The 14483-nt window shown below is 69.1% G+C and carries 13 protein-coding genes; 4 read left to right on the forward strand and 9 right to left on the reverse strand.

What is annotated here, in order from left to right:
* Positions 1-73: 73 nt before the first annotated feature.
* From LKO27_RS12640 to LKO27_RS12650, 3 genes are all read right to left on the reverse strand, one after another.
* Positions 74-1450, reverse strand: a complete 1377-nt coding sequence (locus tag LKO27_RS12640) for a hypothetical protein (RefSeq protein ID WP_227737875.1) — start codon at positions 1448-1450, stop codon at positions 74-76.
* 102 nt (positions 1451-1552) lie between these two features.
* Complete coding sequence (locus LKO27_RS12645) at positions 1553-2134, reverse strand: type II toxin-antitoxin system PemK/MazF family toxin (RefSeq protein WP_227737876.1); 582 nt, start codon at positions 2132-2134, stop codon at positions 1553-1555.
* Between the two features lie 21 nt (positions 2135-2155).
* Positions 2156-2758: a hypothetical protein gene (locus tag LKO27_RS12650; protein ID WP_227737877.1), complete on the reverse strand. Its 603-nt coding sequence runs from the start codon at positions 2756-2758 to the stop codon at positions 2156-2158.
* A gap of 55 nt (positions 2759-2813) precedes the next feature.
* Between LKO27_RS12650 and LKO27_RS12655 the strand changes: the two genes are divergently transcribed.
* Positions 2814-3521, forward strand: a complete 708-nt coding sequence (locus LKO27_RS12655) for an alpha/beta fold hydrolase (protein WP_227737878.1) — start codon at positions 2814-2816, stop codon at positions 3519-3521.
* Positions 3522-3523: 2 nt separating this feature from the next.
* On the opposite strand, the gene LKO27_RS12660 is transcribed toward LKO27_RS12655, so the two are convergent.
* The 3 genes from LKO27_RS12660 to serB all read right to left on the reverse strand — a co-directional run bounded on the left by LKO27_RS12660 (position 3524) and on the right by serB (position 7271).
* Positions 3524-4720 carry a M20 family metallopeptidase gene (locus tag LKO27_RS12660; protein WP_227737879.1) on the reverse strand — a complete coding sequence of 399 codons (1197 nt, stop codon included), beginning with the start codon at positions 4718-4720 and terminating at the stop codon, positions 3524-3526.
* A gap of 95 nt (positions 4721-4815) precedes the next feature.
* On the reverse strand, positions 4816-6333 hold the full coding sequence (locus tag LKO27_RS12665; protein WP_227737880.1) for an acetyl-CoA hydrolase/transferase family protein: 1518 nt from the start codon (positions 6331-6333) through the stop codon (positions 4816-4818).
* Positions 6334-6407: 74 nt separating this feature from the next.
* Positions 6408-7271, reverse strand: coding sequence for a phosphoserine phosphatase SerB (gene serB / locus LKO27_RS12670; RefSeq protein WP_227737881.1), 864 nt, complete (start codon positions 7269-7271; stop codon positions 6408-6410).
* A gap of 132 nt (positions 7272-7403) precedes the next feature.
* Here serB and LKO27_RS12675 point away from each other — a divergent pair, with 132 nt between their 5' ends.
* Positions 7404-8930: a glycoside hydrolase N-terminal domain-containing protein gene (locus LKO27_RS12675; RefSeq protein WP_227737882.1), complete on the forward strand. Its 1527-nt coding sequence runs from the start codon at positions 7404-7406 to the stop codon at positions 8928-8930.
* Positions 8931-8968: 38 nt separating this feature from the next.
* Here LKO27_RS12675 and LKO27_RS12680 read toward each other — a convergent pair whose 3' ends face one another.
* A complete protein-coding gene (locus LKO27_RS12680) occupies positions 8969-10279 on the reverse strand; it encodes a S1C family serine protease (RefSeq protein ID WP_227737883.1) in 1311 nt (436 codons plus the stop codon).
* A 152-nt stretch (positions 10280-10431) separates the two neighbouring features.
* Between LKO27_RS12680 and LKO27_RS12685 the strand changes: the two genes are divergently transcribed.
* Positions 10432-11556, forward strand: coding sequence for a ferredoxin reductase (locus tag LKO27_RS12685; RefSeq protein WP_227737884.1), 1125 nt, complete (start codon positions 10432-10434; stop codon positions 11554-11556).
* An 11-nt stretch (positions 11557-11567) separates the two neighbouring features.
* Positions 11568-12893, forward strand: coding sequence for an acyl-CoA desaturase (locus tag LKO27_RS12690; protein ID WP_227737885.1), 1326 nt, complete (start codon positions 11568-11570; stop codon positions 12891-12893).
* 4 nt (positions 12894-12897) lie between these two features.
* On the opposite strand, the gene LKO27_RS12695 is transcribed toward LKO27_RS12690, so the two are convergent.
* Positions 12898-13710, reverse strand: coding sequence for a triacylglycerol lipase (locus LKO27_RS12695; RefSeq protein ID WP_227737886.1), 813 nt, complete (start codon positions 13708-13710; stop codon positions 12898-12900).
* A complete protein-coding gene (locus tag LKO27_RS12700) occupies positions 13703-14479 on the reverse strand; it encodes an alpha/beta fold hydrolase (protein ID WP_227737887.1) in 777 nt (258 codons plus the stop codon). The genes LKO27_RS12695 and LKO27_RS12700 overlap by 8 nt, the downstream gene beginning before the upstream one ends.
* Between the last annotated feature and the right edge of the window lie 4 nt (positions 14480-14483).

Raw genomic sequence — 14483 nt, forward strand, 5'->3', positions numbered from 1 at the left:
ATTGGGAGGCATGGAAAATCGGACAGGGTAAGCGCTCTCTCTGCACTGGAGTGCACAGCAAGCGGTTACTGCGTCAGATTTTCACTCCCGCCGGGGACGGGCCTTCTTTCAGCTCGCTCTGGGGCGCCGCCGAAAGCTGCGGCTCCGGCTCGTGTGGGTCGGTGTCCCTGCCCGCGTCCACCAGCCCCGACGCGTCGGCCAGACCCCGGTCGAAGGCCGCCGCGTAGAGGCAGACCGAAAGCGAGACGAAGACGAACTCGCGCCAGGCCTCGATCCCGTTGAAGGCGCGCAGAGCGTTCTCGGCCGTGTCTGCTGCGAAGACCCGGAACAGCGCGCCCTGGATGGCCACCGTGATGGCGCTGACCAGCGCGGACAGGATCAGGTAGGCGCCCAGCACGTAGGGTCCTGACTTCCAGATCAGCCGGAAGGCGTGGAGCAGGGGCAGGTACTTGTCCCTCAGGTCGGCGAACAGCAGGTTGAACAGCCGCCCGAGGGTGGCCGCGACGTCGTCGTCGGCGTTGTCGACGAGGCGGGACCGGATTCGCGCGTTCTTGCCGAGCAGGTCGCGGGCCCGGAACTCCCGCCAGCCGAACACGATGGCCACCACCGACAGCCACATCAGCGGGAGAGCGACGCCCTCCCACAGGCCGGGAAGCACGGATTCGGCGAGCCAGATGCCCGCCCGGTTGAGTGCCTCCGGGAGGGTCAGGTCGAACGGGAGCCTGAGGTCGGGGAGCCACTCCAGGAACTGGTGCCAGGCCGTTTCCGAGTCGCGCCAGATCCGGCGTTGCTGCAGCCAGACCAGCACCGATTCCGCACCCAGCAGGATGATGAAGAACGTGGCGAAGGCCCAAAGTCCTTCCAGGAAGATCAGCGGCACCCGCCACCACGACGACGCCCGGCGCCGCACGAGCCAGCCGTAGAGGCTCTTGCCCGCCAGGGCGGCGACGCCGAGTGCGAGGTAGGTGGGCAACCTGTCCGGGTGCCGGTTGATGGACCATTCGGAGGCGTTCCAGACGGTCTGGATCACGGTGTTCCACAGGAAGCCGTCGCGGATCATGTCGTCGATGAGACCCCAGACCGCGTACACGCCCAGCACCGGGCCGATCGTCAGGACCGCGACGTCGACCCGCCGCTCCCGCGCCCAGACGGCCTCCGGGATGTGGTTCAGGTCGGAGTGGCCGCGAGCGCGGATCCGCTCCGCGCTGGTCAGGCCCGGTTTGAGTTCGTGGATGGCGAAGACCACACCGACGACGTTGAAGGTGACACCGACGACGAACAGGAGCGGGCCGACGACCCCGAACCGGTTGCCAAGCAACGCCGATCCCATCAGGCACAGGCCGTAGAGCAACCAGCTCAACAGCAACCAGGTGCCCACGCGTGGCAGGAAGCGCAACCAGAGCTGGAACATCCGCCTGGCCAGCGCGACGAACTCTCGGATCAGGGACACACGGAGCATCCTAGGGACCCCGCGGCCACTCGTGCCCGGACAGCCCGGAAGTGTGGCGCTTGAGGGTCCGAACTCCGACCCGCATGCGCCACGCTTGTCGGGTCAGTAGTGCTCAAGCACAGCCTGCGCGACGAGGTTGAAGCGCTCCTCGTCGAGGATGGCGCCGATCCGGCGCACCTTGTCCGGGTCGATCCGGATGATCCGGTTCACCCGGACCTCGCTGGGGCGCCCCTCGCGGTCCCACTCGCCCGGGCCGATGTCCAGCCAGTACCTGCCCTGGCTCTCCTCCCAGGCGGCATCCCGGGTGTTGTCCTTGGAAGTGACCTGCAGCACCAGCAGCCACTCGCCGTCGAGTCCGATGATCAGCGCGGGCCGGTCCTTGCCGCGGGTGGGGTCCTCCTCGTAGGGGACCCAGGTCCACACGATTTCACCCGGGTCGGGCAGGTCGTCCCGCAGCGGTGCGTAGGTGATGCGGGGCCGCCCGGTGAAGTCGCCGGGATACGCGCCGGTGCTCGTCCCGACCGTCTCGCGACGCCCGCCAGTGCGCTCGCCGGTGCGCCCCCCGCGATCCTCGTCGCGACGGTCCGGGACGCGGCGACGCTTTCGCTCCTGCGTGCGGATCGCCTGCTTGACCACCTGCTGCACCAGCCGCAGCCCCGCGTTGATCAGCTTGTTGCCTGCCATGTGCCGGGAGTCTATCCGCGCTCAGCGGTACCGGGGCAGCCGCCCGTAGAACACCTTCTCGGGCCTCCGGTACGCGGGCGGCCGCTTGCCGCGATGCACCTCGAACCGCCGGAAGAACTCCGTGACCGGAGGCAGCAGCAGCAGGAGCGCGCCCACCACGGCCAGCCCCAGCGCGACCAGCCCCCACCAGCTGAAGAGAGCGACGACGGCACCGTTCAGTGCGATCGCCACCAGACCCGCCCAGCGGCTCCAGCGCCACCCGTTCCACGCCTGGAACCCGACGGCGCCGGTGAACCCGCCGACGAGGGCGGCAACGATGGCCAGGGCGCCCTCAAGGGTCAGCGAGAGCCACTTGCCCGGCTGCGGTTCCACCCACTCCACCAACCGCGCCGACGACGCGTAGGACTCGGGATGGGCGGCCAGCCACCAGTGGATGCCGTAGGTGACGGCGGTGGCCGCCGTAGCCAGGAGGAACGCGATCATGGCGACCAGCACCAGGGCCGGCCTGCGCGGTTCCCCGGTGCGCGGGCTGGGCGGTGCCTCGTCGGTGAGCTGGGGGAGCGGGGGAAGGGTCGCGATCTCCTTGGGACGCGTCGTGCGCGCCTGTGGCGTCTCCTGGGTCATGTCACCTCCGGATCGCAAGCTTATCGCTCGGCGGAACACATCCTAGGGTGGTGCCATGAGCCGCAGCATCGTCCTGGTCCACGGCAGCCGCACCTCGGGCAGCCAGTGGGACCCGCAGGTGCAGCGCCTCGCCGCGCGCGGCTGGCGCTGCGTCGCGCCGGACCTGCCCGGGCACGGCGACCGGCGTGACGAGGAGTTCACCGCCGTCGCCGCAGTCGACGCCATCCGGGCGGCGCTCGAGGCCTCGGGAGAACCTGCCCATCTCGTGGGCCACTCGCTGGGCGGGATGCTGGCGATCCACGCGGCGGCCACCCACCCGGGGCTGGTGCGCACCCTGACCGCCGCCTGCTGCTCGGTCCAGCCCAGCGCCCACACCGCAGGGTTCTACGGCGGTCTCATCAGGGCGGCGGACCGGCTGGGTGAGCGCCCGGTGCGGCGCCTGCTGGGGGCCGACGGCGCGGCCTGGTACCTGCGCAAGGGCCGGGCAGGACTCGACGTCGTCGCAGCGTCCATGCGCGCCGTCGCCGCGTTCGACCTCCTGGCCGACCTCGCCCGGATCCCCGCGCCGGTGACCATCCTCAACGCCCGGGTGGACCAGCTGCGGCTGCAGGAGCGACGCTTCGCGACGGTGCCCGCGCGCGGCCGGCTCGTGGTGCTCGGGTACGGCACCCACATGGTGAACCTGACTCACCCGGAGCGCTTCACCACCGACCTCGAGCGGGTCCTGTCGGAGGCCGACGCCGTCGCCGCCACCCGGGGCTGAGGTCAGCTCAGGCGGTCGTAGGCGAGTTGCGCCAGGAGGGTGGCGCCGTCGGCGAGCACACCGTCGTCGAAGCGGGCGTAGGCGGAGTGGTTGAACGGTGCGGTCTCGGGGTCGGCGTCTGGCGGGGTTGCCGCCAGGCCGATGAAGCAGCCGCTGGTCGCCTGCAGGATGCGGGAGAAGTCCTCGGCCCCGGCCAGGGGGTCCACCCAGCGGTTGTGCCGGTCGGCGCCGAAGAGCCTGGCGACGGTGGCCGCGACGTGGTCGGCCTCGCCCGGGTCGTTGACGGTGACCGGGTACTGCCGCACCAGTTCGTACTCGGCCTCCAGCCCGTGCGCGTCGGCGATGCCGGCGAACAGCTTGGGTAGCCGGTCCAGCAGCTTGGTGTGGGCCTCGTCGGAGAAGGTGCGCAGCGTCGCCTCCAGCCTGCCGTCCTCGGGGATGACGTTGGCGATCGTGCCGGCCTGCAGCAGCCCGACGGTGATGACCACCGGGTCGTGGATGCTGAACTCCCGCGTGACCAGGGAGTGGGAGGCGGTCACCATCTCCGCCAGCGCCGGCACCGGGTCCTTGCCCAGGTGCGGGGTGGAGCCGTGGGTGCCGCTCCCGACCACCCGGACGCGCGCGACGTCGGAGGACGCCATCACCGTGCCCGGCTTGGTGGAGAAGGTCCCGTGGGGCTCCAGCGCGCTCCAGACGTGGATCGCGTAGGCGTGGTCGGGACGCGAGCCCGCGACGTCGAGCAGCCCCTCCTCCAGCATGTAGCGGGCGCCGTCGACGCCCTCCTCACCGGGCTGGAACATGAAAATCACGTCGCCCGCGAGCTGGTCCTGCACCTCGCAGAGGGCTCGTGCGGCGCCGACGAGCATCGTCATGTGCAGGTCATGGCCGCAGGCGTGCATGTTGCCGTTGGTGGAGGCCCACTCCAGCCCCGTCTCCTCGACCACGGGGAGGGCGTCCATGTCTCCGCGCAGCAGTACTACCGGGCGCTTGCCGTCGGTGGGGATGGCGCCGCGCAGCACGGCGACGACGCTGGTGACGGATTTGCCGAGCGTGATCTCGAGGGGCAGGTCCTTGATGGCCTCCAGGACGCGGGCCTGGGTCTGCGGCAGTTGCAGCCCAACCTCGGGGATCTGGTGCAGGTCGCGGCGCAGGGCCACGAGTTCGGCGTCGATGCTGTTCAGGAAGTCCTTGATGCTCACGGGTGCCAGTCTTTCACGACCGGTGAAGCGTCGTGAGCGCGACGGAGGGCCGCCGCTGAAGCGACGGCCCTCCGAGAGCTTTGAGAGATTCGTGGTCAGTGCTGGACCATCGTGCCCGTCTCGAGGAAGCGCACGTGCCAGCCGAGCGCCGTGGCCAGGTCGTGGGGAGTGTGCTGGCCGTTGGCCTTCTTGGCCGCCAGCTTCACGTACTCGCGCAGTGGCTCCTTGAAGTCGGGGTGCGCGCAGTTGTCGATGATCTTCTGCGCACGCTGGCGGGGTGCCAGACCACGGAGGTCGGCGAGGCCCTGCTCGGTGATGAGGACCGAAACGTCGTGCTCGGTGTGGTCGACGTGGTTCACCATGGGCACGATGCAGGAGATGGCGCCGCCCTTCGCCGTCGACGGCGTCACGAAGCTCGAGAAGTAGGCGTTGCGGGTGAAGTCACCTGAGCCGCCGATCCCGTTCTGCATGCGCGAGCCCATCACGTGCGTGGAGTTCACGTTGCCGTAGAGGTCGGCCTCGATCATCCCGTTGCAGGAGATGACTCCCATGCGGCGGATGGCCTCGGGGTGGTTCGACACGTCCTGTGGGCGCAGGATGATCTTGTCCCGGAAGAAGGCCGCGCGACGGTTCATCTCCTCGGCGCCCGTGGGGCTGAGCGAGAACGCCGTGGCGGAGGCGACGGTGAGCTTGCCGGAGTCCAGCAGGTCCATCATCCCGTCCTGGATCACCTCGGTGTAGGAGGTGAGCTGCTCGAACGGACCCTCGAGCAGGCCCATGAGCACCGCGTTGGCGATGTTGCCGACGCCCGACTGCAGCGGCAGCAGGTTCTTGGGGAGCCTGCCGGCCTTGACCTCCAGCTCGAAGAAGTCCAGCAGGTGGTTCGCAATGGCCTTGGAGTCGTCGTCGAGCGGCTTGAACGGCGTGTTGCGGTCGGCCGAGTTCGTCTCGATGATCGCGATGATCTTGTCCGGGTCCACCTTCATCGTCTTGGATCCGATGCGGTCCGACGGCGTGGTGATGGGCAGGGGCACCCGGTTCGGCGGGAGGTCGCCGATGGGGTAGTAGATGTCGTGCATCCCGTAGAGGTCCTCGGACTGCCACGAGTTGACCTCGAGGATCACCGCGTCGGCGTAGTCGAGGTAGGTGCGGTTCATGCCCACCGACGACGAGGGGATCAGTTCGCCCTCGGCCGTGATGGCGGTGACCTCGATGACGGCCAGGTTCATCTTCCCGTGGAAGCCCTGGGAGACCTGCGGGCCGACGTGGGAGAGGTGGACGTCGGTGTAGAAGCTGGTGCCGTTGTTGATGGCGGCGCGCATCTCCGGGTCCGACTGGTAGGGCATGCGCATGTTGATGCCGCCGGTGCGGGCCAGGACGCCGTCGAGTTCAGGGGCGGTCGAGGCGCCTGTGAACACGTTGATCTTGAAGTCCTGGCCGTGGCGGGTTTCGGCCTCGATGTGGGCGGCGAGCGCCTCCGGGAAGTCCTTGGGGTAGCCGGCTCCGGTGAAGCCGGAGAAGCCGATGGTCCAGCCGTTCTCTACGAGTGCCGCAGCGTCCGGTGCGGACATGACTTTAGAGCGCAACTTTTCACTGTGGATGCGACCCGACATCTTTCCTCCTTGAAGATTTGCAGTGCCTCGACCCTAGCCGGTTGACGTCGCAGGCGGGGTGGCACCCCGGCAAATCATCGATCCAGGGCGATCGGTATGATCGCGTCCAGCCTCGGGAAGCCGACGGCGACGTCGGCGGCTTCAGCCGTGACCGGCTTGGCGCAGTACGCGATCCCCAGCCCGGCCGCCGCCAGCATGTCCAGGTCATTGGCGCCGTCGCCGACCGCGACGGTGAGCGCCGCCTCGACGTCGTGCTCGGCAGCGAACCGCTGCAGGTCGAGCGCTTTCTGTTGCCGGTCCACGATGGGACCGACCACCTTGCCTGTCAGGGTCTCCACGCCGTCGGCCACCACGGTGCCCAGTTCGTTGGCGTTGAAGAAGTCCATCGAGTGTCGCGCCGCCAGCGGCGCCACGAGCTGGGTGAAACCGCCCGACGTCAGGCCCACCCGGGCGCCGACGCTGTGGGCCGCGCATACCAGTGCCTCGGCGCCGGGGGACAGTGTCATCGCGTCGCCCACCTGCTCGAACACGCTGGTGGGAAGGCCTTCCACGAGTGAGACCCGCTGCCGGAGGGACTCGGCGAAGTCGATCTCGCCGCGCATGGCGCTCTCCGTGATGGCCGCCACCTCTGCGCCCTTGCCGATGAGTTCCGCCATCAGGTCGATGGCTTCGGTGGTGGTGAAGGTGGAGTCCACGTCACACAGGATCAACCGGGCGGGTTGGGTGGCGAGGGGACCGGTGATGACAGCGACGGTGACCCCGCCGCTGGCCTGGCGCAGTTCGTCGCGGAGGGCGTCGGGATCCGGATGGTCACACATGACGGAGATGGAGTGCCCGTAGGACGCCTCCTGCATCGTCCTCTCGCCCGGGTCGGGCACGAGGGCGACGAGCTCTCCCAATATGGGCGTGGGTGAGACGAAAACGACACGGGTCTCCATGTGCTCGAGCCTAGTGGCTCGGGCGCCGATACTCCTCGGGGAACTGCTTGAAGGTGAACCTCCGTACATTCTAGGTTTAGCGCTAACACGCGGCGTCGAGGGAGACCCGTCACAACAATGAAAGACCGGCCAATGACCTCAGAGACGTACTTCCAGCGGCGGATCCTCCCGAATGCCGACGCCGCCGCCGGGGGCGTCCTGGTCTCCACCAGACCGGCCACGGACTGGCCGTCGGGGGCCTTTCCGATCGGCAACGGACGGCTCGGGGCGCTGTTGTCGGGCGGCGTGGGGCAGGACCGGGTGCAACTCCACGAGCAGTGCGGATCGGCTGACGCCGAGGACCCCGGGACGCGGCCGGGGTCAGTCGAGGGCCTGCGTGCTCTCGACCCCGGCACCACGGGCACCCACCGCAACTTCGGGGGTCTGCTGGTGACGTTCGAGGGCGTCCCGACGCCGGGGGTCCGGCCGGGTGGCGAGTACCAGGACGCGTCGTGTGACGAGTGCATCGCGAAGTCCACCGACGACCACGCCGGCACCAAGTGGTGCCTCAGCTCGCCGCCGCCGGAGGTGCTCTGGATCGCAACGCTGCCGGAGCCGCAGGTGCTCAAGGGCTACAGCCTCACCAGCGCCAATGATGCGCCCGAGCGGGACCCGCGACGCTGGCGGTTCGAGGGCTCCAATGACGGCGAGACCTGGGAGACCCTGGACCAGGTGGATCTCGAGGGACCCTTCCCGCGGCGGTTCATGGCCAAGACCTTCAGGATCGACAACGACGCCGCCTACCTCCACTACCGCTTCGTCTTCCTCACCACACCGGGGGTGAGCCATTTCCAGGTCGCGGAGGTGACCCTCCCGGGCGTCGACTTCGGTGTGGGCGCCCCGGATGACTACCGTCGCGTCCTGGATCCCCAATCGGGGGTCCACACGGTGGAGTACTCAACCGGTCACGGCATGCACCGGCGGGAGGCCTTCGCGTCGAAGGACGCCGACCTCCTGGTCCTCCGCTACACCTCCGACGCACCGGAGGGCATGTGCGGCACGATCAATCTGGTCAACGGGCATGGGTTGGGCAATGACCGCGACCTTGAACACGTGATCTCCGAGGACGGCTCCAGGATCGAGCTGTCGGCGACCATGGCCGACGGGTCCCACTGGGCTGCCCAGGCGCGCATCGTTGCCTCGGGCGGCTCGCTGTCCCGCGGCGAAGGCGCCGTGTGTGTCGAAGGGTGCCAGGCCCTGGAGATCCGGCTGGACCTGCGCACTGAGCGGGCCGACGTCGAGGGCGCGAAGGGTCAGCCCGAGCCGCGGGTGCTCGCCGATGCGACGCTGGACGCTGCCCAGACCTTCACCTACGACGAACTCCGCCAGCAGCACGTGGCCAGCTTCGGCGCGATCATGTCCAAGACAGCCCCGCAATGGGGTGAGGCGCCGGACGCGCTGGCCGAACTCTCGTTGGGTGAGCGCCTGGTTCGCTACCGCGACGGCGAGGAGGACCCCGACCTGGTGGCGCTCATGTTCCAGTTCGGCCGCTACCTTCGGGCCAGCCGCTCCGGGCCGGCGGGGTTGCCGGCCAAGCTCCAGGGATTGTGGCACGGCGACACCCCGGTCTGGGTCGGGGGTCACCAGCGGCGCGGGGCGGTTGCGCTGCACGTCGTGTGAGAGACGCGGGTCGGGCGTGACCCGGCCCGGGCCCCGTGTCAGTTCGTCGCAGCGGTGAGGGTGGCGGTGACCGTCTCCTGAGAAGGCTCTCCTGAACCGGTGGCGGAACGAACGATGGTGAGCTCCACCTCCTCGCCCACGGCGGAGGAGCGGATCAGCGCCACCAGCGCCTCCGACGAGACGATCGGGCGGTCGTCCAGTGCGATGATCACGTCGCCCTGACGAATGCCGGCCTCCGCGGCTGCGGAACCGGGGACCACATCGGCAACCTGCGCGCCGAGCTGGCTGGAGCCCTCCACGTCGCTGGCGCTGACACCCAGTTGCGCATGCTGCGCCACCCCGTTGGTGATCAGTTGGTCGACGACGTTGCGCACCTGGTTCACCGGGATGGCGAAGCCGATTCCGATGTTGCCCGACTGGCCCGACGAGTTGGTGAGGGTCGCGATGGAACTGGTGATCCCCACCAGTTCACCGGAGGCATTCACGAGTGCTCCCCCGGAGTTACCGGGGTTGATGGCTGCGCTGGTCTGGATGGCGGCGGTCACCACCATGCCGTTTCCGGAGTCCCCCACCATCCCGGAGGAAACCGCGGGCGTCGCAACCGGACGGTCCAGGGCGGAGACGATCCCGGTGGTCACGGTGTCGGAGAGTCCGAGCGGGTTGCCCACGGCCATGACCGGATCCCCCACCTCGAGCGTCGACAGGTCGGCGAACGAGATCGTCTCCAGGTCCTGTGGCGGATCGACGAGTCGTATCACCGCCAGATCCGTGGAGGGGTCCAGCCCGACGATCTCCGCCTCGTGGGCGGTCGTGCCGATCACAACGGTGATCCGCCCGCCGGATCCCGCTCCCGCCACCACGTGGTTGTTCGTCACGATGTGGCCCTCGGCGTCGAGAATCACGCCCGAGCCCTGTCCGCTGCCCCCCGGCCCGGCCACCTGGATGGCCACGACGGCGTCGGAGACCGCTGCGGCGGTGGCGGACCAGTCGGGGTTCGAGGGATCGGCCTGGACCACCTGGGTGACGCTGGCGCCGGAGGAGGTGGAGTTGTCGTCGAGCAACGAGCTGGTCGTGACCGCCCCAACCGCTCCACCGCCTGCCACGGCCATGACGGCCAGCGCGACGATGCCCGCGAGCGTCCGGCGCTTGCGGGGTCTTGCGGTGAATGCCTGGGCGGGCGCGTACGTGGCGGGTTGCGCGGGCGGGGGAGGGGCGGGGGAGCCCAGTTCTCGGGGCACGGTGGGCATGGGCTGGGTGCCGGCTCCGCCCTGGTCGCGAAGCCATTGCCCCTGCCACGGCTGGGGCGCGCTGGGCTGGAACTCGGGCCGATTGTTCGGGGTGGTGGTCATTTCAACTCCGGGGTTTTCGTGTTGTCTCTTCGGGTACTGCTCCACTGAAATGCCTGAACCTGTGAGCTTCCTGTGAGGGAACTTGTTCGATTCTGTGCATCGAGTTCTGGACGATCCCTTGAAGTTACGGAACCGTAGGTTACCGTTGAAGTGTGGCTTCCACCGAGCGGACAAGACCGCCCGCAGAGGGTCTGGGCGGGTTCGCCCGCAAGGCACTCGGCGTGGCAGGCCGTAGCGCCCGGAGCGTCGCGGAAGCCCTCGCCACCCCGCTGCTGCCCGAGGACTTCCTCGGGCTGATCGACCCCTTGCGCCTCGGCGCGGACCTCCGGGGCCGGGTGGTCGCCGTCGACCACGAGTTCCGCGGAGCCACCACCCTGACCATCAAACCGGGCCGCGGCTGGCGTCGTCCCACCCCCGGCCAGTACATCCGGATCGGTTTCGAGGTGGACGGTGTCCGGCTCTGGCGGGCCTATTCGCTCACCGGCCCCGTCGACGGCAAGACGCTAACCATCAGCGTCCGGGCCATTGCCGACGGCAAGGTCAGCAACCACGTCCTCAACAAGGTCCGCCCCGGCCAGCTGGTCCACCTGGACCAGGCGGCCGGCGACTTCGTCCTGCCCGAGCCCGCGCCGTCGGCCGTCCTGTTCCTCACGGCCGGCAGCGGCATTACGCCGGTCATGGGAATGCTTCGCAACCATCTCCAGCTCTCCGACGTCGTCGTCGTCCACTCCGCGCCGTCGGAGGAGGAGATGATGTTCCGCGACGAGTTGCGGGCGCTGCACGCGGGCGGCCGGATCCGGTTCGTGGAGCGGATCACGGGCCGCGACGGCTCTGAGGTGCGCCTGCCCGTCGCGCGGATCGGCGACGTCGTGCCCGACTGGGCCGAGCGCCACACCTGGGCCTGTGGACCCACCGGGCTGCTCGACGAGGCCGAGGAGTACTGGGACGCCCACGGCATCGCGAGCCAACTCCACACCGAACGCTTCCGGCCGCGGATCACCGCGGTGGGAGAGGGGGGCGAGATCTCGTTCTCGACCTCCGGAGTCACGGTCGCCGCAGATGCCGCGACCACCATCCTCGACGCCGGTGAAGACGCCGGCGTCCTGATGCCCTCCGGGTGCCGAATGGGCATCTGCTTCAACTGCGTGGCCCAGCTGCGCGAGGGGAGCGTGCGTGACCTGCGCACCGGGGAGCTCACCGCTGCAATACCCGAGGACCCGGTCCTCGTGCAGACATGTGTGTCGGCAGCCGCCGGCCCATGCCAGATCGTGCTGTGAGGATCACCAACATGACCACCATGACCACCCGCCACCTTGACGACGTCGATCCCGACGCCCCGCTCAACGGCCCCGTCCGTCCCAACCGCATCACCGGCTCGCGCCCCGCGGAGCAGCAGGCGACCTTCGCCTCGGGCAAGGCCAACCCCATCGCCCACCTGACCCCCGACGACATCGAGGACATCGGGCGGGAACTCGACGCCCTGCGTGACGAGGTGATGGGCAGCCGCGGCGAGGCCGACGCCCGCTACATCCGCAAGGTCATCTCCGCCCAGCGGATCCTGGAGATGTCCAGCCGCGCCGTGCTGCTGTTCAGCAAGTTCCCGCCAGCGTTCATCGTCGGGACCGCCGGGCTCACCGTCGCCAAGATCCTGGAGAACACCGAGATCGGCCACAACATCCTCCACGGCCAGTGGGACTGGATGCGGGACCCAAAGATCCACTCGACGACGTGGGAATGGGACTTCGCCTCCCCTGCAGAACTGTGGAAGAAGTCCCACAACGTCGGGCACCACACCTACACGAACGTCCTCGGCATGGACAACGACCTCGGCTACAACATCCTGCGGGTTGACCAGGACCAGGAGTGGAAGCCGGTGTTCCTGTTCCAGCCCATCACCAACCTGGTGACTGCGCTGATCTTCGAGTACGGGATCGCCGCCTACGACCTGGACGTCAAGGGCTGGAAGGAGGGCACCAAGTCCAACGAGCAGTTCCGCTCCGACCTGGGAAAGGTGCTGAAGAAGATCCGCACCCAGATGGGCAAGGACTACGTCGTCCACCCGCTGCTTTCGGGGCCGTCGTTCCTCTCAACGCTGCTGGCCAACGCCATCGCCAACACCATCCGCAACCTCTGGACGCACAGCGTGATCTTCTGTGGCCACTTCCCCGAAGGGGTGGAGACGTTCGAGACCGAGTCCATCGAGAACGAGACCCGCGGCGAGTGGTACCTGCGCCAGATGCTGGGTTCGGCCAACATCTCCGGCAGCAAGTTCCTCCACCTGATGAGCGGCAACCTGTCCTTCCAGGTGGAGCACCACCTGTTCCCCGACATGCCGAGCAACCGCTACGCGCAGATCGCACCCAGGATCCGCGCGCTGATGGACCGCTACCACCTGCACTACGTGACCGGCCCGCTGCCCAAGCAGGTCGCCTCCGCGTGGGGCAAGGTGTTCAAGTACTCGCTGCCCAACAAGCGGCCCGGGCACTCGCGTCTGGCCGAGGTGGCCGGAGCGGTCAGGGACTCCGCTGGTGAGGCCGCGCGCCAGGCAGGCGGCGCGGTACGCCGCGTCCTGCGTCGCGCCCAGCCGCAGGTGACCGCGGGAGCGACTGCCTGACGGGCTAACGGGCCGTTTCGGCGAGGGTGTGGGCGAACTCGTGGACGATCTCCCACACCCCCCGGTCGCGCACCGGCCGGAAGTGCCCGGGGACGTCGAGTGCGAAGTTGGTCGCGCCCTCCAGGTGTGACCCGCCCGGGATCACCTGGTCCCATTCCGGTGCCAGGGAGACGATGTGGGCGTTCACGGCCTGCTCCCTGGCAAGCGCCGAGAGCTGCGGGCTGCCCGGCAGGAACATGCCCACCGGCGTCCGGTGCACCAGTGGCAGTCTCTGGAGCAGCCCGCCGAGCGTCGACCCCGAGAACGGCGTCGCGACGGCCACCACGCCGACGACGACCGGCTCCTCGTCCGCCGCGCTCAGCGCATCGGTCGTCCCGTGCACTTGCGTCTTCCTGGACCTGTCGAAGGACCCCCCGCGCTCCGCCATCACCTCCGTGAGCATCGCCTTGCCGATCAGGCCGCCCTTGGAGTGCGCGACAACCACCGCCCGTTCGACGTTTCGTTCGCGCAGGGTGGCAAGGCAACTCTCGGCCGATGCGGCCAGGTCGCCCAGGTTCCAACCCAGCGTCTCGACGTAGTGGACGGGATGGCCCTGCTGCTGCAGCCAGGTGCCCATGGGGGCGAGGTAGCTCCACGGCTCCAGGATCCCCGGCAACAGCACCAGGGGGATTTCGCGGCAGTCGGGGTGTGGCTCGACGTGCAGTGCGCCGACCGGCCTGACCCGTCGCCACATGGCTCCCGCGAGGTCCACGCCGGCCAGCAGCCAGTCGTGGCCCGCGGCGCGGCCGCGCCTCACCCGGCTTCGGAGGTCAGCCATGCTGCACCCCTGCGAGCCGCAGGATGTTCGTCGTCACCTGCTCGGGGTGGGTGACCATGACCTGGTGCGACGCGCCCGCGACCCGCTCCACGACGGTGTGCCCCTCACCGGCGGCTGTTCGCAACTGTTCGAGCCAGCGGGGAGGCGCCATCTTGTCCCGCTCACCGGCGATCAGCAGGAGCGGGACCCGCACGTCGGCGATCCGCTTCTCGATGGGGTAGTCCAGCATCACCGGGAAAGTGTCGATCATCATCCTCGGCCCCGTCCGGAGCCAGGCAATCAGTGACGGCGTCACCGACGCGGGGGTCTCCCTCGCGACCGCCTGCAGGAAACGCAGGACCAGGATCGGGCCACTGCGCTGGGCGGTGTCGACAACCGGTCCCATCAGCACCCCGCTCGTCGCGATCCCGTCCCTCGTCGCGAGGGCCTCCACCACCACCTGGCACCCCATCGAGTGCCCGGTGAGGACGACGTCGCGCAGACCCAGGTGCTCGACCGCTTCGGCCACGACCATCGCGTAGTGGCCGATCCGGAGGGTGCGGTCGGGCTTCTCCGTGCCGCCGAAGCCCGGCAGGTCGATCGACACCACGCGTCCGTGCCGGACCAGCGCGTCGGCAAGTTCCCTGAAGTAACGAGACGACACCCCCAGCCCGTGGACCAGGACGAAGGTGCGCTCCGCGGGGTCCCGGTCCGGGTCGGAGTCCAGGACGCCCACGGCCAGCCCGCGGATCTCCAGTGTCGACTCGGCGTAGCCGGGCAGCTCGGTCACCGGC

It is taken from the genome of Tessaracoccus sp. OS52 (genome assembly GCF_020687685.1).
Classification (GTDB): domain Bacteria; phylum Actinomycetota; class Actinomycetes; order Propionibacteriales; family Propionibacteriaceae; genus Arachnia.